Origin of the sequence: Microseira sp. BLCC-F43, assembly GCF_041929235.1 — a bacterium.
In the GTDB taxonomy this organism is placed as follows: Bacteria; Cyanobacteriota; Cyanobacteriia; order Cyanobacteriales; family Aerosakkonemataceae; genus Microseira.
The window spans coordinates 1-25,219 of record NZ_JBHFNP010000029.1; the positions used below are offsets into that span (position 1 = coordinate 1).

The 25,219-nt window shown below is 46.3% G+C and carries 12 protein-coding genes; 8 read left to right on the forward strand and 4 right to left on the reverse strand.

Annotated elements, in window-relative coordinates; all coding sequences use genetic code 11:
• Positions 1–185: 185 nt before the first annotated feature.
• The 4 genes from ACE1CM_RS03980 to ACE1CM_RS03995 all read right to left on the reverse strand — a co-directional run bounded on the left by ACE1CM_RS03980 (position 186) and on the right by ACE1CM_RS03995 (position 5,897).
• Positions 186–1,586 carry a family 2B encapsulin nanocompartment shell protein gene (locus ACE1CM_RS03980; RefSeq protein WP_374876115.1) on the reverse strand — a complete coding sequence of 467 codons (1,401 nt, stop codon included), beginning with the start codon at positions 1,584–1,586 and terminating at the stop codon, positions 186–188.
• A 159-nt stretch (positions 1,587–1,745) separates the two neighbouring features.
• On the reverse strand, positions 1,746–3,155 hold the full coding sequence (locus tag ACE1CM_RS03985) for a family 2B encapsulin nanocompartment shell protein (RefSeq protein ID WP_374876116.1): 1,410 nt from the start codon (positions 3,153–3,155) through the stop codon (positions 1,746–1,748).
• A 68-nt stretch (positions 3,156–3,223) separates the two neighbouring features.
• Positions 3,224–4,726, reverse strand: coding sequence for a hypothetical protein (locus tag ACE1CM_RS03990; RefSeq protein WP_374876117.1), 1,503 nt, complete (start codon positions 4,724–4,726; stop codon positions 3,224–3,226).
• 1 nt (position 4,727) lies between these two features.
• Positions 4,728–5,897, reverse strand: coding sequence for a hypothetical protein (locus tag ACE1CM_RS03995; protein ID WP_374876118.1), 1,170 nt, complete (start codon positions 5,895–5,897; stop codon positions 4,728–4,730).
• 525 nt (positions 5,898–6,422) lie between these two features.
• Between ACE1CM_RS03995 and glsA the strand changes: the two genes are divergently transcribed.
• The 8 genes from glsA (at position 6,423) to ACE1CM_RS04035 (ending at position 24,487) form a co-directional block, all read left to right on the forward strand.
• The gene (gene glsA / locus ACE1CM_RS04000; protein ID WP_374876119.1) at positions 6,423–7,739 is read left to right on the forward strand and encodes a glutaminase A; all 1,317 of its coding nucleotides are present in this window, start codon (positions 6,423–6,425) and stop codon (positions 7,737–7,739) included.
• A gap of 296 nt (positions 7,740–8,035) precedes the next feature.
• Entirely contained in the window at positions 8,036–10,498 is a 2,463-nt protein-coding gene (locus tag ACE1CM_RS04005; protein WP_374876120.1) for a filamentous hemagglutinin N-terminal domain-containing protein, read from the forward strand.
• Between the two features lie 321 nt (positions 10,499–10,819).
• Positions 10,820–12,952 carry an adenylate/guanylate cyclase domain-containing protein gene (locus tag ACE1CM_RS04010; protein ID WP_374876121.1) on the forward strand — a complete coding sequence of 711 codons (2,133 nt, stop codon included), beginning with the start codon at positions 10,820–10,822 and terminating at the stop codon, positions 12,950–12,952.
• A 215-nt stretch (positions 12,953–13,167) separates the two neighbouring features.
• On the forward strand, positions 13,168–14,679 hold the full coding sequence (locus ACE1CM_RS04015) for a mechanosensitive ion channel domain-containing protein (protein ID WP_374876122.1): 1,512 nt from the start codon (positions 13,168–13,170) through the stop codon (positions 14,677–14,679).
• Positions 14,680–15,029: 350 nt separating this feature from the next.
• Entirely contained in the window at positions 15,030–17,888 is a 2,859-nt protein-coding gene (locus ACE1CM_RS04020; RefSeq protein WP_374876123.1) for a filamentous hemagglutinin N-terminal domain-containing protein, read from the forward strand.
• Positions 17,889–18,137: 249 nt separating this feature from the next.
• Complete coding sequence (locus tag ACE1CM_RS04025) at positions 18,138–21,917, forward strand: filamentous hemagglutinin N-terminal domain-containing protein (RefSeq protein WP_374876124.1); 3,780 nt, start codon at positions 18,138–18,140, stop codon at positions 21,915–21,917.
• A gap of 214 nt (positions 21,918–22,131) precedes the next feature.
• Positions 22,132–22,875 (forward strand): hypothetical protein, encoded by a 744-nt coding sequence (locus ACE1CM_RS04030; RefSeq protein WP_374876125.1) that lies wholly within the window; start codon positions 22,132–22,134, stop codon positions 22,873–22,875.
• A 118-nt stretch (positions 22,876–22,993) separates the two neighbouring features.
• Positions 22,994–24,487 (forward strand): hypothetical protein, encoded by a 1,494-nt coding sequence (locus tag ACE1CM_RS04035; RefSeq protein WP_374876126.1) that lies wholly within the window; start codon positions 22,994–22,996, stop codon positions 24,485–24,487.
• Positions 24,488–25,219: the final 732 nt, after the last annotated feature.

The window sequence follows — 25,219 nt, forward strand, 5'->3', positions numbered from 1 at the left end:
CAGAAATTGGTAATCAAGTCGCTGTCCCCACTCCCGCGTTGACTGACGGTCAACATAGGTCGGGGGACGCAACCTGATTACCCCAAAATTCATCCCACACTGCCTTCGGTCAGATGTGGGGCTTCTTTTGGTTTGGGCTAACCGCTATAATCTTCTTCCTACCTGCTGCCTCGCCCGCAGGACTCTTAAAGCCCAATTTCGACATCTTCCAGGATACCCAATGCGTCGGGGATGAGTACGGCGGCGGAGTAGTAGACACTAACTAAGTAGGAAATAATCGCCTTTTCGTTAATACCCAGGAACCGCACAGATAGGCTGGGTTGGTATTCATCAGGGATACCAGTTTTGTGTAGACCAACCACACCTTGGTTTTCTTCTCCGACACGAAGTACCAAAATGGAGCTAGTACCCTCCTTAGTGATAGGAATTTTATTACAGGGAAAAATCGGATAGTTGCGCCAAGCAGGTACAATCTTTCCGTCTACCTCTGTGCTTGGGGAATAGATTCCACGACGGTTACACTCCCGGTTAAAAGCTGCGATCGCACGAGGGTGAGCTAGGAAGAAATGAGATCTCCGCCGCCGAGAAAGCAGTTCATCCATGTCATCGGGAGTCGGTGGACCACTACGGGTAAAGATGCGTTGCTTAAGGTCAGCATTATGTAGCAGTCCGAACTCAGGATTATTGAGCATCTCGTACTCTTGCCGTTCCCGCAGAGCCTCAATAGTCAGCCGTAACTGTTGTTCCGTCTGGTTCATGGGTTCACTGTAAAGGTCAGTAACCCGCGTATTGACTTGTAGAATGGTTTGAGCAACGCTTAACTCATACTCCCGTGGACTCAAATCGTAATCGACAAATGTCCGGGGTAGCTCAGTTTCCAGATCGTGGTCTGCTGACATAGCGATCGCAGCTTGATGATACCTGTCTTGGGGTTTGCTTAACATCGCTCTAAACTGATCGAGCTGAGTCTGCAACGCTTCAGACTGATTCAGTAACTCCCGAAATGCCTGTACTGGCAGTGCCAACAATGTACAGCGCGTAATCGCTCTGACGCTAACATCCCAAGTGTCCTGAACTCCTACTATAGCTTCGCCACCAAAATAGTCACCGTCTGCTAATACACGACGTAAAGCTTCCTGTTCGTACTTTCCAGCCTTAATCTGGCTGACTTTACCATGAGCAATCAACAGAACTTGGTCGGCGGGTTGACCTTCCTGTACAATTACGTCACCAGCAGCAAATTCTTGTTGCACAAAGCGGTCTGCTAAGGCATTCAGTACCTCTAAATCTTCAAACCCACGAAACAAGGGAAGCTCACAAAGTGTTTGAGGAATAACCCGCACTTGGTTCCCTGTATTGCTAAAACTGACTCGTCCATCACCTAGATCGTAGGTCAAGCGACGGTTAACCCGATAGGCTCCCCCCGTCACTTGTACCCAAGGCAACATCTTGAGTAACCACCGTGGGGTAATTTCCTGCATCTGGGGCGGAGTTTTAGTGGTGGAAGCTAAATTCCGCGCTGCTTGTGTGCCTAGACTCATCCTGTTTTCTTGGTCTAAATCTGGCCTAATCGAAGCATCTGTCATAAGGTTAAATTTTCAAACGACTAGAACAACACTCAAGATATTTGTTGAGATTGGGAGTCGGGAGTCGGGAATCGATAGCATCAAAATTAATACAGTGCTATTTCTTTTTGTCCGACTATCTGACAACTTATCGCTCCCAACTCCCAAACCCGGTGATTCCTAGCGACCGATTTCTACATCTTCAAGGATGGCTAAGGCATCAGGGACGAGAACTACTGCGGAATAGTAAGCACTCACCAAGTAGGAAATAACCGCTTTTTCGTTAATTCCCATGAAACGCACAGATAGACTTGGCTGATATTCATCAGGGATATTGGTTTTATGAAGACCAATCACACCTTGGTTAGCTGCACCCACCCGCATTAACATGATCGAGCTAGTACGCTCTTTGGTGACGGGAATCTTGTTGCAGGGATAGATGGGAATACCACGCCAAGAGGGAATGGCACTATTGCCCATGGGGATGGGGTTGGGATAAAGTCCCAGACGGTTGCATTCCCGACCAAAAGCAGCAATAGTGCGGGGATGGGCTAAGAAAAAGCTTGGTTCTTTCCAAACAAGAGAGAGCAATTCGTCGAGGTCATCGGGAGTTGGAGCGCCAGAGCGGGTAAAGATCCGTTGATTGAGGTCAGCATTGTGTAGCAACCCGAACTCACGGTTGTTGATCATGTCATGTTCTTGACGTTCCCGCAATTCCTCAATCGTGAGGCGTAATTGCTCGGCCGTTTGGTTCATGGGTTCGTTATAGAGGTCAGCAACCCGCGTATTGATTTGTAAAATCGTTTGAGCAACGTTTAATTCATACTCCCGTGGATTCATTTCATAATCTGCAAAGGTTCCAGGTAGTATGCTTTCCCCCGCATGGCCTGATGAAATATTGATGGAGGCTTCCCCTTCTGTGTTTTGAGGTTTGCTCAGCGTTTCCCTGAACTTATCGACTTGAGCTTGTAATGCCTCGGACTGGTTAACCAGTTGTTGAAATGCTTGTTCCGGCAGAGACAAAATCGTACAACGGGTCAGGGCGGTGAGGGTGACATCCCAAGTATCTTCGGATTGTACTACAGCATAATCCCCAAAATGATCGCCATCAGCGAGGACATCTAAGACCACTTCGTTTTCATACTTGCCGGTGCCAATTTTATTGACTTTGCCATGGGCAATCAGGATGATTTGATTGGCTTCTTGACCTGCTCGTATGATTACGTCACCCGCAGCAAATTCTTGTTGCACAAATCGGCTGGCTAAGGCGTTTAAAACCTCGGTATCTTCAAATCCGCGCAGCAAGGGTAGCTCACACAGTTCTTGGGGAACCACTTGAATTTGAGACCCTGTGCTGGTAAAGCTCACCCGTCCATCCCCAACTGCGTAGGTTAAGCGACGGTTAACGCGATAAGCACCACCAACGGTTTCTACCCAAGGTAACAGTTTTAAGAGCCACCGTGAGGTAATACCCTGCATCTGCGGCGGGGTTTTGGTGGTGGTTGCTAAATTACGCGCCGCCTCTTTCCCCAAGCTCATTGGTTGTTGTTCAATTTGATTGGCCAAGGGGGTATTTGCTGCATCAGTCATGATGAAACTCCATTAGTAATGTTTGTTGACAAGTTATTTGATTGATCGGAATAGGGACTCAGATTTCGCTAACCTTTCGTTCCTAACAGCGATCTGATGTGCATAGTTGCAGTCCCCAATTTTGTCAGACTACTGACTACTTCCTGTGCCATTGGCTCAAGAGCGGGTTCAGTTGTTTCTTCTGAGACTGCACTCGAACTAATCTCAGTGGCCGAAGTCCCTAACCCTGTCGGACCTGTGAGTAAGTTCTGCACTATTGGCTCAAGAGTGAGTTCAGTTATTTCCTGTGGGACTGAACTTGAGCCAATTTCAATGGCGGAAGTGCCTAATCCTGTTGGACCTCTTAGTAACTTCTGGACTATTGGATGAACATTGGGTTCAGTTGTTTCCTGTGGGACTGAACTTGAGCCAATTTCAGTAGCTGAGGTTCCTAATCCTGTCGGGCCACCTAGTAACTTCTGGATTATTGGGTGAATATTGGGTGATGGTGTTTCTTGTGGGACTGGACTTGAGCCAATTTTGGTGGCGGAAGTTCCTAACCCTTTTGGACTCCCGATCAAGTCTTGCGCCTTGGGACAAGCATCTCTGTGAGAATGATGGCGACCTGTTCTGATGTGCCACTCGCCAACTCCAGCCGTCCATTCCTGAAGTGCTTTGACGTATTTGAGGATTTCCTCGCGGGTTTTGGTGTCTAACTCAGAGTCCTCGAAAAAGATGGGTAACTGAGTGGCAACAATGTGTTCAAACTGCTGCAATCGGGCAGTTGCCAAATCATTAACAATATTTACTGCTTCCTGGAGGCTACAGTCGAGAAACCGTTGGATTACCAACACACTGTTGCTCAGGTTGCCTTCCTTCTCGATCTCAATGTGGTACGACACGATATCGTTAAACAATGCCGCCCAATCAAGAGTCATCAAGCTCAGTGTCTTGATTGTTTCCCCATAGAGAATTTCGGGAGGGATATCTACTCCTGCGTTTTGATAGCAACCAAGTATAGTGTAACCGCCTCCAACACTATGGCGGCGCATTTCAACGTAGTCGATCGGGTCTGGAATCCGGTTCTGACTAAGATTGTATATCTCCCACAAATAGCCCTCAAAATTATGCTCAATTGCTTTGACGAGTCGGCGTCGCCATGCTACAGACTTGCTGGGAGCAGTACGAGACCAGAGATTTGCTAGACTACGTTCCACCCGGTTAGTGGGTATGGGCATAGTAGCGCAGTCAACTGGCATAAAGCTGATCAATCGCTCAAAAGACTGCTTTGCCACCATCACGTCAAAGAGACTCAGAGGGCGACCACGTCCGTAGACTTGAACGATGTCATCATCGATAAAAGATATCCATACCATCCAGTCTGCTGACAGTTCAAGCTCAGCCTGTGGTGCATCTGGATGCACCAACGACATCAACAAGCCAAAATCGAAGGAGTCGAACTTTGCTTCATCCCAGGTATCAAAACTTGGGCCAATCAACCCCATTTCCTCAGCCCAAGCTTTGATATGCTGACGCACAGCGTGCAGATGAGGGTTGAGCCGAGCCGTATAGGGCATATAAGCCTCTGGCATTTCAAAATGGCTCTGTTACCGGGCGCGGAATGTGCGGGTCGTAATTCTTGAATCTTTTTAGACCCATGGAGTTGATTAAGGATTGGACGCTGACACCCGAATTCCCCAGTCCCGTAACCGGGATCGCCATTCCCCCCACTTGCAGAGATTTTCGCGCTCCTTGGTTCATGTAGCGGCTTGATGTCATGTGCCACTCATGACTGCCTGCATACCACTCCCGCAGTCCTTTGGTATATAGGAGTACCTTAAAACGTTCATCGGGACTCAAACCATATTCATCGCACAGGAGCGGCACCTCAGTTAATGCGGTGTTCTCAAACTGTTGCAGCCGAGAGGTGAGTAAGTCGTTGGTGATGTTAGCGGCTTTCTGAGGGTCACAATTGAGGAACTTCTCAATCACCAGTACGCAGTTGGTATTCTCCCCTTCCTCTACTTCTCTTTGATAAGAGAAAATGTCATTCTGTAAATGGGAAGTGTCAGCGAAGGTATCTTTGAGAACTCGCATGGGGCGAGTGGGAGCGATCGCTGCTGGTATTTCCGCACGGAGAGAGTACTCAATCAGATCGGCTGACCAGGGCGCGCCACCGACTTTGCGGCGCATCTCAATATACTCGATTGGGTTAGCGATTCGATTTTGATTGACATTGGCGATTTCCCACAGAACTGCTTCCAGGGCATTGGTTGTACTCTCACGAAACCGCAGTAACCAGTCTAAAGAAGCGTTGGGTGCAGTCCGAGACCACAGGTTGGCTAAACCCCTTTCCACTGCATCGATCGGTTCTAGAGGAAACTCTAGGTCATATAGAGGCATGAACGTTAGCAGTCTAGCAATATGTTCCTTGCCCTCCCGAATGTCTTGACCTTGTCGGTAGACCTTTAGGAAGCGATCGTCATAGAAGAATAGCCAAACATACCAGTCTGTGACCAGGTTGAGCATCGGTCCATCAATATCGGGATGACCATAAGCGCAGATCAAGGCTATATCCATAGCATCAAACTGGCGCTCAGACCAGATAACTACCTCTTGGTTTTCCTCGTCGGTCACCAAAATCCCCATTTCATAAGCCCAGGCTTTAGAATGCACTCGCGCTGCTTTTAGGTTGGGGTTCAGTCTGGCCGGACAAGGAACATAGAAGCTTGGTAATTCAAAAGGTTGCTTACCTGAAGTCATTAATCTATCTTAATAGCGTTCTGAACAATTTCCACCTTCAATATTATAAGCCTATTTCTAGCAAACACAATCCCCCATATATATTTATTTATTATATAACATTAAAATATAATAAGCTTATTTAACCAAGCAAGCTAATAACGCAAGTTGCTAGTTATAAACTTCGCCGTTGCTAATTGCTAATTGCTAATTGCTAATTGCTAATATAGGATTTTTACCAATCTCGCCATTAACCATTAGCCATTAGCTGCTATGTATGAGATAACTAGAAACTTGAGTTACTAAAAGAAACCGGGTTTTTCGCCCCCCGTGCCTAAGTCCTTGATTAGATACTACTTGGCTGTTTTACGACTTATATCATGTCCCTGAGCAACGGTTGTGGAACTGCTAATAGCTAATCCCTAATAGCTGCTGGAGGAGGCAATTGACAATTAGCAATTGCCATATTTATTTTCAGATCAACTCGCTTGTGTATACTCAGGGTGCTTTTGATCGAGAGTCCCCCAATTCCTCAATATTCCCCCTATGGTAGACCCTTATTTACAGTCGCTTGCCAGTTCGATTGGTGCGATAGCTTCTCCGTTTTACGCCTATCTGAGCGATTTACACGCCAAATATCAACCCCTGATCGATGGTGCGATCGCTCCCGACTTGGCGGAACTTGCACCGGGAAATCCCGACTCGTTTGGCATCTGTGTCGTCACCGTTGAGGGTCAAACCTTCGAGGTGGGCGATTGTCAGGAAATGTTTCCGATTCAATCCCTTTCTAGGATATTCCTTTACGGTTTAGCATTAGAAGATTGGGGTCGAGATTACGTCAATCAAAAGGTGGGCGTTGAACCGGGTCAAGAAACCTCCAATTCCATTGTCTTGGATGAGGAAACCAACCGTCCCCATAACCCCCTGCTTAACGCTGGCGCAATTGTCACCACAGACTTAATTAAAGGCAATGGCGCAACCGAACGCCTCCAGCGCGTCCTAGAGATGTTTCGACGCTATACCGGACGGGATGTGAATATTAATATGCCTGCTTTCCTATCTGGGAAAGCAGCGGGAAATCGCGCTCGCGCCATCGCTTATTTCATGCTCAACTTTGGTCAAATTAGTAACCGGATCTCAGAAACCCTCGATCTTTACTTTCAGCAATCCGCGATTACACTCAATTGTCGCGACCTAGCTGTAATGGCTGCAACCCTTGCCAACGGCGGAATTAACCCCATTACCAAAGATATGGCAATTGATGCACAATACGTCCAAGATACTATCAGTGTCATGCTCACTTGCGGTATGAAACAATACTCAGGGGAGTGGACTTATCGCATTGGCATTCCCGCCCAAGGTGCGATTAACGGGGGTATGATAGCCGTTGTGCCGCAAAAATTAGGAATTGGCATTTTTTCGCCGCTTCTAGACGCAAGAGGCAATAGCATCAGAGGCATTAAAGTTTGCGAAGACATCTCTAAAGACCAGGGTTTACACCTGTTTAATATCTACGAAAAAAATCAGCAGATGTTGAAGTATATCCAGCAGGTAGATAAAGTTACCGCTGCTGCTGCTGCATTGGAAAGCGATCGGATTGAACCGCATATTTTGAGCGAACTCAAGCAAGTGTGCGATCGCACCGATGAATTAGGACAACTGGCGCGAGTTTTCCTGGGAATGGTGGAACAAGTCAAAGCAAGAGAACAAAAGTTAAAACAACAGGTTGAACAACTAAAAATAGAAATTGACAGAAGCAAACAAGCGCAACAAGTTGCAGAAATTGTCGAGACGGAATCCTTCCAAAGCATCAAACAGAAACTCCAGCGCCTGAAAGAGAAAAAATCAAAACAATCTCAATAATGCGCGTAGTTAGAACCCCGACTTCTCTGGGAAGTCGGGGTTCTGAGTGTTATGTTTACAGCGGATTGCCAGCGAGTGAAGCAAAGCCTTATATCATGTCCGGTATCAACGGTTGTGTAACTGCTAATAGCTAATCGCTAATGGCGAGATTGGTAAAAATACTATATTAGCAATTAGCAATTAGCAATTAGCCATCCATACACTACCGATACCTAAGGACATGATATAAGTTTAATTTTACCCTATGAGTAAGATTAAAATTACTTAGCTAGAATGCACGCCAGGAGTTTGTTGTCGTGAAATGGATCGCCAGCTGCTTGTTAGGCATCAGTGGGTGGGTATCGGGTAGCCCTGTCGTGGCGCAAATTGTTCCAGATGCCACCCTGCCGAATAATTCCATTGTCACTCCTGCTGGCAATAGGTTCACTATCGATGGCGGCACCACCGCAGGGGGCAATTTATTTCACAGCTTTCGGGAATTTTCTGTTCCCACTGGATCTGAGGCATTTTTTCACAATTCCGCCGAGATTTCTAATATTATCAGCCGCGTTACGGGTGGTCAAATTTCAAACATAGATGGTTTAATTCGAGCCAACGGGACGGCTAATCTATTTCTGATTAATCCGAGTGGAATTATGTTTGGTCCCAACGCACAGTTGAACGTTGGCGGGTCGTTTTTGGCGAGTACCGCAAGCAGCATCAAATTTGCCGATGGGACAGAGTTTAGCGCTGTTCATCCTTCAGTACCACCCCTGCTAACGATTAACGTGCCTGTGGGGTTGCAATTGGGGTCAAATTCCGGCACCATCAGCGTTTCTGGCAAGGGACACAGTCTGACATTTAACGGCGATCCTTACTCTGCGCCGCTGGAAGAAAGCGGTGATAGGCAAGGACTACAGGTAAAATCGGGTCGTACTCTAGCCTTGGTAGCTGCTCAAGTTACCTTAAACGGCGGCATCCTGACCGCAGAAAGTGGGGGAATTGCACTCGGCGGTGTGAGTATGGGACAAGTAACTCTCAATCCCACTGCTATGGGTTTTTCTTTGAGCTATCCACAGGTGCAAAATTACGGAGATATTCGATTATCTGCTGGGGCATTACTCGATGCCAGTGGTGGTGGGGGAAGCGGTATCCAAATAGTGGGACGTCAAGTGACAATCAGCGATGGATCGATTGCTTTGACTGACCCAAAGTTGGGGTCAAGACCAGGAGGAGAGATTGCTATCATCGCCTCAGAGTCAGTTTCCTTGAGCGGAATTAATCCTATTGGCATTCCTAGCGCCTTGAAGAGTCAAGTCGTAACCGGAAATGGTGGAGCGATTACCGTTTCTACCCCCCGTTTAATTATCAGCAATGGGGCAATCATAGAGTCTACTATCTTCGGCATAGGTAGTGGGGGCGACATCACTATAGACGCATTTCACGCTCTACAAGTCCTTGGTGCCTCACCGTTTAGCGATGCCAGTCTCAGCAGCATCGCATCGAGTAATTACAGTCAGGGAAATGGGGGAAACATTACCGTATCGACCGCCCGCTTACAACTGATCGATGGAGGAAATCTCGTAGCTGTTACCTATGGTGCCGGAGCTGGAGGTAATATGCATTTAAACGCCACAGATTCTATCGAAGTTATTGGATTTAATCGCATTAGTCCCACACCAATTCGCTTCCGCAGCGCGATCTTGGCAGAGACAACAAGCTCTGGAAAAGCTGGTAATTTGACCCTCGACACATCTAGGTTGAGCATCAGAGATGGAGCGCGTATTGGTGCTAGTACAATAGCCAGCGGATCGGGGGTAAATTTGACAGTCAATGCTTCTGAATCGATCGAAGTTAGTGGGTTTGGATATCGCACTTCACTGATTAGCTTGCTCTCATCATCAGCTTTAGCCAATACTCCCGCTCAAACAGCTTTAGGATTGCCTTTAGTGCCTTCTGGAGATGCTGGAAATGCGACAATTAATACGCCGAGATTGATGGTTTCCGATCAAGCTTTAGTGGGTGTAGACAATCAAGGCTTTGGTAAAGCTGGAGATATGGAGATAACAGCAGGGGAAATTGTTCTAGCGCGGGGAGGACGCATCACAGCTGCTAGCGCCTCAGGTGAAGGAGGCAATATGGTGTTGAATTTGCGATCGCTGCAATTGAGCGATCGCAGTCAAGTCACAGCCGAAGCAGGCGGCAGCGGTCGCGGCGGTAACATTATCCTATCCTCTGATGCTGTCGTTCTGCTCAACGGCAGCCGCATCTCTGCCAACGCCTTTCAAGGGGCGGGAGGCAATATCAACATTACCACCAGAGGTCTGTTCACCTCACCCAATAGCGCCATCACCGCCAGTTCCCAGCTGGGACTTTCCGGCACCGTCGCCATCAGCACCCCCGCAGTCAATGGCAGTAGGGGATTGGTGCAATTGACCAGCACTCCCATCGACCCCAGCAACCAAGTGATTGTCGGATGCGCTGCTGCCCATGGTAACTCGTTTATCGTCACCGGACGCGGCGGCTTACCGGAAGACCCAACTACACCAATCCGAGGACAAACAATTTGGCGAGATTTGCAAGATTATTCCACTGCCACAGAAAGTGCCAATACTTCCCCTCAAAATCCTCCACCTTCAAACGTTCAAATAGTAGAAGCAACTGGTTGGGTAATTAACGATCTAGGACAGGTAGAATTGGTAGATCGGTTACCTTCTCCAATCAGTGGGAATTCTCACTATCAATATCCTAATTGCAACGATTTACCAAAATTACGATAATCTTTATAAAAATTGGGAATTGCTAATTGCTAATTGCTAATTGCTAATTTACCTGACCGTGTTGATTAATTCCGCCGCCACCGGAAATGATATAATATAATGTCCGGTTGCCAAATGAAAAATTGGTTTAACTTAGGTTAAAATCAATCCTTTATATGATGTCAGGCTTTTCACCCATAATTAAAAATCTCCGCGTCCTTAGTGTCCCCGCGTCCTTAGCGTCAGTCCTAACTATGGGTAATCAAACGGACATGATATTACCCCTCAACCAAGGTCAATCGTTAAATGCTCGGATTTCACCGCATCAGTATCAAATCAAAAATGCAACTCATGCTATTAATGGTCAGCTTGAGTTCAATTTTAGTAGTTGGTTACTTGGGTTGGAGTTGGGCAAGATCTGCGATCAAAACAACGATATTTAACCAGTTAACCAGCGTTCGCTCGTCTAAAGCATACCAGATCGAATCTTACTTTAATAACCTGCACCATCATGTCGAAACTCTCTGTGAAGACCCCACGGTCGTTGCAGCAATGGTAGAGTTCAACAAGGCGTTTGCGGAACTGAACTCTCGCTCTATTCCCCAGGCATGGGAGGGAGAGATCGCTAATTACTACAAAACCAAATTTTTCCCCAGATTATCTTTAGCAATTACCGGCGAACCCAAGTTTGAAACCTATCGTCCCATCAGTCCAGCGGCTAAATATCTTCAATATCACTACATCGCCAAAAATCCTCATGGGGTTGGTAAAAAATCCGAAATGGTTGATGCAGTAGATGGAAGTAATTATAGCAAAATTCACGCTAAATATCACAAAATATTTCGCAGTTTAATTAAAAAGTTTGGTTACTCTGACTTTTTCCTAATCGATGCCAAAACCGGAGATGTCGTCTACACGGTTGATAAAGAAACTGATTTTGGGATTAATTTAACTCAAGGAGTTTATCGGGAAAGCAATCTGGCAGAAGTCGTGAAAACCGTGAGTCAAAACCCCGACTCAGGAGCGATTCAAATCGTCGATTTCAAACCTTATCGTCCATCATACATGGCTGCGGCTGCCTTTATTGCTGGCCCGATTTATAACGAATCAAACCTAGTGGTAATTTTGGCAATTAAATTACCAGCTGACGAGATTAACAATGTTTTGACTGGCAATAAAAATTGGAAACAAGATGGACTGGGTAATACGGGAAAAACTTACATAGTGGGAGCAGATTTGCTGATGCGTTCTGTTTCCCGTGCTTTAATTGAAGACCCAGAAAAGTATAAGAAATCCTTGCAATCGCTCGGTACATCAGAAAATAATATGCGCTTAATTGAGCAGTTAAAAACCTCGATTTTGTTGCAAAAAGTAGACACCGAAGTAGCCAGAGAAGCAATTAAAGGCAAGGTGGGAAATAAAATAATCAAAGACGAGCGCAACATCAACGTTCTCAGTTCCTATTCGCCGCTAAAAATTGAGGGAGTGAATTGGGGAATTATTGCCGAAATGGATTTATCTGAAGCTTATCAGTCTATTTATATTCTGGAAAGATATCTGTTAATTGCAGCGGCGATCCTGATATTATTGATTGCCTATCTTGCTAAGATTGCCGCAGATAAATTTGTTAAACCAATCAAGGCAATCGCTCAAGCATCTCGTCAAGGGGGTGGGGAACAGAGTCGATATTTTCAGGCACTCATGCAGCAGCAGGGTGAAATAGGGGAATTGGCAAAAATCGTCAACCAAATGACTAGCAGCGTCCAAAAACAAACCGAATTGTTGGCACAAAAAGAGCAGGAAAATGAAGCATTGCTATTGAATATATTGCCAGGGACGGTAGTCAAGCGTTTTCAAGCAGGCGAACAGCGCATTGCCGATAGCATACAACAAACCACAGTTGGGATAGTCAGCATTTTTGGCATAACGAAAATAACAGCAAATCGCCTGGTTGAAGAAGTAGCAGAATTGCTCAACGAATTAATCGATTTACTCGACGAAACAGCGAATCGCTTCGATGTCGAGAAATTCAAAACAATCGGCGATCGCTATATCGTTGTTTGCGGACTGACAAAACCGCGTCTAGACCATTCAAAACGCATGGTAGACTTTGCATTGGCAGCAATGAACATCGTGCAACAATTCAACAATCGCCATGGAACTTGGTTGCGTTTAAGCATTGCGATTCATTCCGGTACTCTGATGACAGGAATTGTTGGCACGAAAAAGTTTTCCTACGAACTCTGGGGCGAGACTTGGGAGATTGTTAACCAGTTGCACGCACAGGCAGAACCAACTACAATTCGAGTTAGCCAAGAAGTATACGATCGCCTGCACGATCTATACTCCTTCCAGAAAGATGCCGATATCAAAATTGAAGACAAAGGTAAGTTATCCACTTGGGTTATAAGAAAAGGAGGTTTAAAAGATTTGATCGATAACCTATCAGAAGGTTTAGATAGAGACAATTGGTAACTCAAGTTGCTAGTTACATCCCTTGGCGCTGGTAATGGGTAATGGGTAATGGGTAATGAGTAATTCAGAACTTACGCAATGGCATTGCCAGAAACAAAGGTGAAGAGTCGCTCTCTCGTTGACAAACCAACGATTTTTCCCAGCGCCCCTTGTTTCTTTTGTCAAGAGTAGACTGGTAATGAATCCAATTACCAATTACCAATTAGCAATTACCAATGTCACTGCTTATAGGTACTTATGCAATGAATCAATCAACATTAATTTGGGGAATTATATTAATCCTGGGATTGCCGAGTTTGAACGTTGTTCTGGGAGAGGGAATTGAATATTTGCAACGCCAAGGCAACCCCCTAGCGTGGTTTTTGAATAACATCCGAGGGTTAATTTTCCCTCCTCTCGCTGTCCTGCTGGTGATGCGGCATCTGTTGGGATTCTCCGCCACCAATATATCCGTGCAAATTGTTGAAACCGCACTTTGGACTGCTACTATCTACACGGCAATTTCTTTGCTCAACGCGGTTATGACGACAGGAATCAGGCAAAGATATTGGCAGATTCACGTTCCCAATCTGTTGTTTCAATCTGCTAGGGCGCTGGTGATTTTGGGAATTGCAGCTTACGTCCTCGCTCATATTTGGCAAGTTAATTTAAGTAGCGTGTTTGCCGCATTGGGAGTCGGTTCCCTAGTCATGGCACTGGCATTACAAGACACCCTCAGCAACCTCGTATCTGGATTTTTGCTAATCTTTGAATCGCCTTTAAAGGTGGGTGACTGGGTGAAGATTAACGCTCACGAAGGCGAGGTGATTGAAATTAACTGGCGCGCCGTCCGGATTAAAACTTCAGACCGAGACATTGTGATTATTCCGAATGGGGTTTTGGGTAAAGATATTATCTACAATTACACGATGTTAGACCCCCTCCATGCGGATCGCTTTTATATCAGCTTCTGCCGCGAAGATTCGCCAAATCGCATTCAAAAGGTACTACAGAATGCTGCCCTGGGGATTAAAGGAATCTTATCCGATCCGCCCCCCGATATTCGGATAGTATCGTTTGAGGGTTACGCAAATAAATACGAAGTAATGTATTACGTTGATAACTATAAGAAGTTGGAATCTATTCGCAGCGACTTTCTCACGCGCATTCATTACGCTACCAAGCGCAATCACCTCAATATCGCCGTACCCACCCAACGGGAATTCCAGTTGGACAAAGAACCTGACATGGGCAATTCCCAATTGCAGATTCTGGAATCTTTGCTCTCGCTTTCCTACTTCAATATTCTCGCTCGCGCCACCCTCGACCAACTCGCCCAAACTGCCACTATAGAAACTTACGGAGTTGACGAACAGATTGTACTAGCAGGTGAATTTGATGCTGCTTTTTATATCATTATCGCTGGCGGCGTTCTGCTTTCAGTTACAGATATCAATCACCAAGAACAAGAGGTTGTACGCTTGGCAACAGGTGATTTTTTTGGTGAAATGCTGCTGTTGCAATCCGAACCTTCTCCAGTATCGGTTACAGTTGTTGATGAATTAAAAGCGATCGCAATCGCCCCAGACGCCATCTTGGATCTTGCCCAAAGAAATCCCCGCTTTGCGTTGGAAATGAATCAATTTATAGACTCACGCAAAAAAGTCGATCGACAAGCTAAAGGAACCCACAGTCAAGATGCAAAAAGCTACTCTTCCTCACTCTCCCACTTGCAACCCTCAAACTGAGAAATCATATCGTGTCCGGTTCTTGTGCAGGTGGGAAGGAAAAAAACAGTTTTTGCAAAATCTACTCTATACAACCGATGCTAGCGGAATTGTCCGGTAGCAACGGTTGTGTAACTGCTAATAACTAATCGCTAATGACTGCTGGAGGAGGCAATTGAATTGCGAGCAATTAGCTATTAGCTATTAGCCATCCATACACTACCGATACCTCAGGACATGATATCACCTACCAGAGCGGCAATCGGTTTTTCCGACTTTTCCTACTTGATAAATCTCAAAAATATCCGTTATATAAAAAATATATATTATGCTATAATAAGCAGATTAAATGCTAACTGGGGTGTGTTGCCGTGAAATGGATCGCCAGCTGCTTGTTAGAAATCGGTGGATTGGCATTAAATAGCTCTGTCGTCGCCCAAATTCTCCCCGATACCACCCTACCCAATAATTCCGTTGTCACTCCTTCTGGCAATAGCTTCACCATCGATGGGGGAACCACCTCTGGCGGCAACTTATTCCACAGCTTTCGGGAATTTTCTCTGCCTAGAAACTCAGAAGCATTTTTTAATAATGCTGTAACGATAGATAACATTATCACTCGCGTCACGGGCGGACAAATTTCTAACATTGATGGACTGATTAGTGCCAGCGGGAAGGCAAATCTGTTTCTAATTAATCCGAGTGGGATTATTTTCGGCCCCAATGCACGGTTAAATATCCGCGGGTCGTTTTTTGCCAGTACAGCTAGCAGCATCAAATTTGGCGATAATTTGGAGTTCAGCGCCACAAATCCGCAAAATCCACCACTTTTAACCGTTAACGTCCCAATTGGTTTGCAATTGGGTACTAATCCCGGCAATATCGTGGTTCGTCAAAGCGCCGGATTGCAAGTATTGCCGAATCAAACAATTGGGTTAATTGGTGGCAACCTGCTCCTGGAAGGGGGACAGGTGAAAGCACCTGCTGGCAGAATCGAGCTGTGGTCAGTTGTTAATAGTCCGGTGTCAATTGTGAATAGCAACGCACAATTAGGGATTGACATTGCACAACCAACAACCAACTATGGGGATATTCAACTTTCTCAACAAGCGATTGTAGATGCGAGTGGAGTCGGGGGCGGCGCGATCGCCATCCAGGGAAGGCGCATCTCCATCGGCGAAGGGTCGCAAGTGTTAACTATTACACAAGGTGACCACCCGGGCGGCAATCTAACCATCAGGGGAAGCGAATCAGTACAAATAACTGGCGCCAACCAGTCGCAATTGACAGCGGTAGCAAGCGATACAAGGGGGACGGGAGCGGGTGGGAACCTCACCGTCGAAACCGGACAATTCTTGCTACAAGGTACGGCGTACTTGTCAGCGAGCAACTTGGGTACGGGAAAAGCAGGAAATCTGACGATCCGAGCGTCCCAGGGGGCGGATTTGGTAGGGATGGGATTTAATAGCCTGGAACAGTTGTTGACTGCGGTTTTGTTGGGGCAGTTGCGCCCAGGCGATCGCGCGGGTGGCTTGTTTGCCGTGACGGCAAATGGCGCACCAGCAGGGGATATTAGCATCGTTGCGGATTCGCTGACGCTCCAGAATGGTGTGCTAGCCTTCAGCGGAACATTTGGTAACGATCGGGCTACTGGTGGCAATATGAACATCCGGGCTAATTCGGTAGACATAGTTGGTTCCATCCTCAGCACCGGCACCACCTTGGGTAGTCAAGGTGCGGCAGGGAATATCACCATCGATGGCAACCAAGTCACTATCCGGGATGGCAGCTTAGTATCGGCCCCCACATTAGGAAGCGGACGTGGAGGAGATATTGCGATCAATGCCGCCGATTTTGTCGAAATTAGCCGCACCCTACCCGATGCCTTCACACCCACCGGCATCTTCAACAACACATTTGGCACCGGCGCCGGAGGCGACATCCGCGTTACCACGGGACGGTTAATCATGGGCGAAGGTGGAGTCATCGGTGCCAATAGTGGGGGTGTTGTGGCATCGGGTTTCATTACCTTTGGCGGCAAGGGTGGGAATATCCTGATCGAAGCGCGAGACTCGGTAGAATTGAGTGGCGCTGTAGCCGTTAGCCCAGAACGACAGCTTCAGGGTGTAGTCACCAGCGGTCCCGGTACAACGACGTTCAGTTCATCCCCCGCCGGAGATTTAACCATTCGCACTCGCAGATTAACCCTCGCAGATGGAGCGAGCATATCCACCGCTACCGTAGGATCTGGAACAGGGGGAACCCTCACCATCGAAGCTTCCGAGTCGGTGGAACTTATAGGCAAATCGGAAGTAGGCGGGATTCCCTCTAGCTTGGTCACCGCATCGGGACGGATTGATATACCTCAGCTGGTAGCCAGGGGGAATGGAGGTAACTTAACGATTAAAACACCAGCATTAACAGTGCGGGATGGAGCAACCCTCGATGTGCGGAGTTTTGGCATCGGTAATGCCGGAACCTTAACTGTCATCGCTGATTCGATTCGGGTTCAAAATGGTAGCAGTCTCAACGCGACTACCTTTGCCGGTGCAGGGGGGAATATAGAATTGCGATCGGGCAGCCTCCAGTTATTGAATAATAGCCGCATCTTGACCGACGCCAGAAACACCGATGGCGGCAATATCGATATTCGCACAGAGACATTAACCGCACTCGGCAACAGCGACATCACCGCCAACGCACTGCAAGGGTTTGGCGGACGAGTAACAATTAATACGCAAGCTATTTTTGGCACTCAGTTTCGCACCGCAGCCACCCCAGAAAGCGACATCACCGCCACCTCCGAACTAGGGCCACAGTTTAGCGGCACGGTTACCATTAACACCCCCGATGTCAACACCGCTGCGGGATTAGTAGAATTACCTGACAACGTTACCGATCAGAGCAACCAAATCAACGTTGGCTGTGCGGCGACTAGAGGCAACTCATTTACCATTACCGGACGCGGCGGGTTACCCGAAAGTCCAACAAATCCCCTCAGAGGTCGGGCAATTTGGCGCGATGTGCGTAATGCCTCCACCGCAACGCCAAGGGCGAATACCACCGCGCAAAATCGGCAATCAAAGAAATCCAATACACCCGTTCAACCAGTAGAAGCAACTGGCTGGATAGTTAACGATTTAGGACAGGTAGAATTAGTCGCGAATCTGCCTACCCAAACAGGCGTGTCTCCTGAGGCTAATTGCAACGATTTGCCAAGGCTAAGATAAAGAATGCCAAAGAAACCCGGTTTTTTGCAAAAACCGGGTTTCTTCGGAGAGAAACCCGGTTTCTTTGCGTCAGTACTGTATATTGCACTGTATCGGTTTGATTGCTTTAATATGAACTTAAATAATAGGCGGAATTTTACTAAATTTACTACTTTTAAAAGCCATTTTTTCGACATAAATAAAAAATCAAGCAAAATATCAGCTTTTCGCTAAAATTGACAGATGCAACGTTCCCCAAGGTTTATTGCCATGAAATCGGCACTGAAATTTGTCCAAGTTATGCCGCTAATACTAGGAGGATTGGTAACTTCTCAGGGTGCTAATGCCCAAATTAACCCCGACGGCACCTTGCCGAATAACTCGGTGGTGAATCAGCAAGGGCAAATTCAACAGATTACCGGCGGGACAACGGCAGGCAGTAACCTTTTCCACAGCTTGCGAGAATTTAACGTCCGCACGGGGGAAACGGCACATTTTGACAACGCCCTCACAATTGACAACATTATTACGAGGGTAACGGGTGGCAATATCTCTAACATAGATGGATTAATTCGTGCCAACGGAACGGCTAATCTATTTCTGATTAATCCCAACGGGATTATCTTTGGTTCAAATGCAAGGTTAAATATCGGTGGTTCGTTTTTTAGCAGTACCGCCGACAGCATCCAATTTGCTGATGGCAGTATTTTTAGTGCCAAAAATCCCATAGCAACACCTTTACTAACTATCAATGTTCCCGTTGGGTTGCAGTACGGGAGTAATGCGGGGAGTATAGAAGTGCGACAGTCTCGCCTAGAAGTTTCTCCCAATCAAACCTTAGCCATTTTAGGCGGTAACGTCAGCATAGATGGGGGAAGATTATTCGCACCAGGGGGTCAAGTGGCGTTGGGTGGATTGGTAGGAGAAGGTATTGTCACAATTGCAAGTGATACTTCTTTTCCCCTGGGCGTCGGGCGAGGTAATATCGCACTGAGCAATGGTGCGATCGCAGATGTCAGATCAACCAATCGCGGCAGCATCACCCTGCACGCGAACAACCTCGACCTGTCTGGCGGTTCTCAACTCAATGCTGGAATTGCTGCTAATAGCAGCCTAGCAGGGGCTAGGGCGGGAGATATTTCAATCGATGCGGGGGGAGAAGTGAGATTGAGCGATCGCAGTCTGATTGCCAATACGATACAATCTGGCGCATTAGGCAATGGGGGCGATATTAACATCGCTGGCAATTCGGTTAATTTAACCACAGGTGCCAGAATTACAACGATTACTCAAGCATCAGGAAATGCAGGGAATATTCGACTTGACGCCAACAATATAGATATTTCTGGTTTCACATCCGATGGACTGTTTAGCGGCATTCTCAGCTATGGGGAAACCGCCAACAGCGGCGCGGGGGGCAATATTATTATTAATCGAGCTGCTCAAACTCCAGGAAACCTGCGTTTAGCCAATCGAGGATTTATTGCCACCGTCACCAATAGCAGCAGCAATAGCGGCGCGATTGAGATTAACGTCAATAATTTAGTCATAGAAAGTGGCGGACAAATTGTGACCTTAGCCACCCACAGCGGTGCAGCGGGAGATATTACCATTAACGCAGCTGGACAGGTAGCGATCGCTGGAAACAGTAAAGATTTTGTCCCCTCTCCCTTTGAAGGCATCCTCGTCTATAATCTGGATGAATTGCCATTGAGTAGCGAACCGAACCCCAACGTAGAAGCATCGGGTGCTGATGGAATTCCCTATGTTTCCGTGCAGCGCACCCCCGAGCAAATTATCAGCGGCAACACCGTATTAGGAACGGCAAATCAACAATATGACTATTACTCTTTTACTGTTTCTGCTCCCAACAGTCGCGTCATTGTAGATATTGACGGCGGTGATGGCTATGAAGCAATTCCGGGGAGTTTAGACACAGAAATTTTTCTGTTCAATCGGAGAACGGGAGAAGTATTGGCAAACAGTGACGATTCAAATATAGCCAGCGGCGGCGACGGAAGTATTGCTCCCCAAGACTCTTATTTTGCTAACACAATAAATTCACCCGGAACCTACGTCATTGGCGTTGGAGAATTCGATACAGTAGCAAACAGCGTACAGCTATTAGAAGGCGATCGCGTTGACCGGGGAGACACCTACACCCTCAACGTATCGGTGCAAAATCGCGGCACCGGAAACGCTTTGCCAACTAACCCGATCAACCGCAACAACTTCAACCCGAATTATGGGGCAAAAAGTGGTTTGTTCACCCTCACCCAAGGCACTGGAAATACAGGTAGAGTGAACATTAATACCCAGCAGTTGCTCATGCAATCTACAGCGGAAATCACCGCCACAACTTTCGGGGCAGGTCGAGTCAGAGATATTACTATCAATGGCAGAAATGTAGACATTAATAATGCCACAATTTCTAACGTTACCCGTGGCAGCGGCGATGGAGGCAACATTTTCATAGATGCAGATAATCTTAGACTCGCCAATGCTGGTCGTTTGAATCTCAGTAATTTTGCTCAGGGAAACACGGGTGGTGTGAGAATTAATGCCCAGAATGTCAATTTAGTTGAGAACGGCAGAATAGAAGTTGGCACTTATGTGCGAGGAAATACAGGCAATATCGTTATTAATGCCCGCGATACAGTTGTTTTGGACGGGGAATTAATGAGTGATGGTTCTCGAATATACAACACAGTGGCAGGGCCATCAGCAGTTGGCAATGCGGGAGAGATTCAGATTAATACCCGCTCTCTATCTATAACAACTAGCGCGGAGCTGAATAGCAATACTTATGGGGAAGGAAATGCAGGCAATATCACCATTAATGCCAGCGAAAGCATCTTAATAGATGCGAATAATAACGCTGTAGTAGGCTCTAATATATTCAGCCAAGTTAGAGCAGGAGCTAGGGGGAATGCTGGCGATATAAACATCACTACTCGTTTGTTTACGGTGAGGAATACTACTCAAATATTCAACCGTACAGAAGGGCAAGGAAATGCGGGACAATTGAATATTACTGCCGATGAACTTTCCCTAGCTAATAATAGTTCCATTTCCAGCAGTGTTGAATCAACCGCAATTGGTAACGGCGGAACGCTTAACCTCAATATCAGACGATTATCCCTCAATAATCATTCGAGAATCAGTGCCAGTACTTCCGGACGAGGAGATGCAGGTCAAATTTTGATTTCGGCACCAGAGTCAGTTTTAGTTGATCGTAATAGCCAAATTTCCACCAGCGTCAGCAATCAAGGAAGAGGCATCGGAGGAAGCATCCAAATTCAAACTGGTTCTCTGAATTTGGATAACAAAAGCTCGATCGCAGCCGCCACAGCTTCTGGACAAGGAGGCAATATTAACTTGCAAGTAAATGGCCTATTACTGATGCGTCGAAATAGCCAAATTACTGCTACCGCCGGAACGGCAGGTGCAGGCGGAGATGGCGGAAATATTGCGATTAATGCGCCGTTAATTACCGCAATTACCAGGGAAAATAACGATATAACCGCTAATGCCTTTGAGGGGAGAGGCGGCAATATTCAACTCACTGCCTCAGGAATTTTGGGGCTGGAGTTTCGAGCAGCACAAACCCCTAATAGCGATATTACTGCTAGTTCTCAATTTGGCGTTTCTGGCACCGTCACTATCAATAATCCACAAGTAGAACCGGCTTCCGGATTAGTGGAATTACCAGAACAAGTCACCGACCCCAGCAACCAAGTAATTGTCGGATGTGCCCCTAGAGAAGGCAACTCGTTTACAGTTACCGGACGCGGCGGTTTACCAGAAGATCCAACTGCTACGATTCGAGGTCAGACAGTTTGGCGAGATTGGCAAGATTTTGCCACAGAAAGTGCAAATACCTCGGAGCAAAAACCTCAATCAAACAAATCTGACCCGCCGGTTCAAATAGTAGAAGCCACCAGCTGGATAATTAACGAAAAAGGACAAGTAGAATTGGTGGCGAGTGTGCCTGACCAAACTCCCGTGCATCCTCAGCTTAATTGCAACGACTTGCAACGACTAAGATAACGAGTACAAAATCAACCCGGTTGTTTGAACAATACCTTCGCCATTTCTTTGTAGGTTGGTTTGATATGATGTCAGGCTTTTCGCCCTTAATTAAAACTCGCCGCGTCGCCGCGTCGCCGCGTCGCCGCGTCAGTCCTAACTATGTTTTGTTAGGATTGTCTCGAATTCGGGTCGAGTCGGTGTAGACAATCAAGCGATTGGTCGGGGTGGAAATTTGACGATAAATGCAGAACAGATTGTTGTGGAAGGAGGATCCCGCATCACAGCTGCTACCGCATCCGGTGAAGGGGGCAATATGGTATTGAATGCTCGCTCTTTGCAAGTAAGCAGTCTGGGTCAAATCACAGCAGAAGCAGGCAAAACGGGCAATGGGGGCAACATTACTCTCAACGCGAATACCATCGCAGTTCTACAAGGAAGCCGCATTACTGCCAACGCTTTCCAAGGGCGAGGAGGGAATATCCAAATTAACACGACGGGTCTTTTCACTGCTCCCAATAGTGCCATTACCGCTAGTTCCCAGTTTGGCGTATCCGGTATTGTGGCGATTAACAACCCCGAAGTCAACACTTCTGAGGGATTGGTTGAATTAAACACCACTCCCATTGACCCCACTAACCAAGTAATTGTGGGATGTGCAGCAGCGCTAGGTAACTCGTTTATTGTCACCGGACGCGGAGGGTTACCAGAAGACCCAAGCACGACTATTCGAGGTCAGACAATTTGGCGAGATTTGCAAGATTTTTCACCAGCTACAGAAACTGGGAATACTTCGCATCAAAATTCTCAATTAAAGAAATCCAATCCGCCCGTTCAAATAATAGAAGCCACTGGCTGGGTAATAAATAGTTTGGGTCAGGTAGAATTGGTAGCGCCTGCGCTTGGAGTGGCTGCTGGATATCAACATCCTAATTGTAACGATTTGCCAATATTGCGATTATTTATGCCCAAAATGTAGTTAATAAATGTTCGACAGTATCTTTTCAGACTAGCCATTAGCCATTAGCCATTAGCCAGCCGATCTACTCGAAAGCGAGATAGGATAATATAGTAATTTAAACATTTATCCACGAGCTATGAACCTGCGAGAGATAGTCCAACAAAATCGCACAATTACTTTAGCCCAACTGAAAGAAGATGGTCAGTTAATTTTAGAAATTCAAAAAATTCTCAGTGCTTGGGGGCTATACCCGGCGGGTCAATGGTGGGATGGGGATTGGGGATCTCGCACGCAAAATGGCTTGAATGAATTCTGCCAAATTAAAGGAATTGCCGACACGAGTAAGGGAGTAATAGATAAAGCGATCGCAGAAGCCTTACTAGATCCGAATGTAGCAGAGTTGCGGCTGAAAACAGCCAAAGACAGGAATAAATTTTTTGAGATGCTACTGCTATCGGAGAAAGGGTTTTCCGAGGGGAATTTAAGAATACGCGATCGCCAAATAGAAAATTCCCCTTACAACAAGGATATCCCAACCTATCCCAATCGCCTGCTCCAGAAAACCGATAACGTTCAAATCGTCTCATTTGGGGAAGAGATCGCCCTTTCTAACCCGACTCGTACCGTCACCTTTAGTCCCTATCCAAAAGTTGGAATCAAACCCAATATTGACACTAGCACTCTCAACTTTTTACACCCAGATATCAAAGAAGCCTGCGTCTGCGTTGGCAGCTTTGTCAATGGAGAAATCAGAGCCAACTGGTTAGGGAAAAATGCCCTCGATTCAGTTCAGTTTTGGAGTGCTACCAAAATAATTGCCATCTTGAATCTCATCTGTAAAATCAATAAAAGCTTTATCAATTGTGACATTGACGACTGTGTAGTCAGAGCTTCAGGAAGTACAGAAGGATTGCCTTTTCATGAGTTAGCAATCGATCTAGTCAGCTATCGCGCCAAATATGGCAGTTCCAACTCTCTGGGTTTAATGTTCAAGCGGTTTGAAACCTATTCGGGATTAGAAAATTGGCTGAAACAGATAACAGGTAATACCAGCCTCAGTTTTACAGGCAGATATGGAGAGAATGCGTTATTTAATTCACCACAACTTTACGATCGCAAAGCTAAAAGAATTGTCGCTCAACCTGCACCAGAAGAAGCGCGGGGAGACAATCTTGTCTCTGCCTACGATTTAACCAGACTGATTTCAATGTTAGGGTGGCACTATCATTTACCATCCGCCGCCAGATTGCCAAACGCACAGTGGTATAGCCTAGAAAGCCTTGCCAGAGCAATGGGAACAGATAGAGCGCGTTACATTGATATTGCCATTGAAAGATTGGGCTTGCAAAATGTTATCAAAGATCCAGTTATTATTTCTAAAGTAGGCTGGGGAGCGAGCGATGCCAGAAATCGCTACGAAATTACTTACACAGCACTCGTACAGTTGATCGACAGGCGTCCCAATGCCACGGGAAACCCCTCCAAATTGAGAACTTTTGCCATGACACTCAGAGCAGCAAAAGCCTTCAATCCGCGAGATATCGATCGAGAAGCTAAGGAAATGGATGCCAGAATCGCGGCGGAAGTGACCGAGATTATGCGACGAATAGTGATGGAAGAGTTGGCTTAAAAGCTTGTCGTTACCCACATCTCATATCATGTCCGGTTCTTCACCCATAGTTAGGAATGACGCGGTGACACGGTGACACGGTGACGCGGTGATATTTTTATTCAGGGTAATTAGGTGGACATCATATGATATTATGTCCGGTTCTTCACCCATAGTTAGGAATGACTTGGGAGAACGGTGACACGGTGACGCGGTGATATTTTTATTCAGGGTAATTAGGCGGACATCATATGACTTACGCACGACAGTTTATCACCAAAGTTTCTTGCTGCGAACGCGAGTGCGGAAGGGAGGCATATCGCTCGTTGCCAAACTAACAATTTTTCAGAGAAACCCGGAATATGAGCGTAAGTCCGTTACTAATTACCAATTACCAATTACCAAAGCCTCTGCCTTTTCCTACTTTTCCTACTTTTCCTACTTTTTATTTAAACGAATTCCCTCAATGACTATCACAAAATTTTACAAAAAACTATTGCCAATGCCAAAAAAATTAGATAAGATTAATTTTATCAAAAATATATTTAGGTTCGGTCTTCCAGCCGATTGCTCATTTGTGGGTAGTTGCTAGAAATTCCTGCGAGCGATCGCCAGCGGATAAAATGCGGCCTAAATACAATTGCGGGTTGAGCGGGTGCATCTATTTCGAGAGCTAATTACTTACAAATAATTGTTTCAATTATGGCGACTTAACCGTCCTTTTGGCTTATTTAAGCATAAGCATAAGAATTT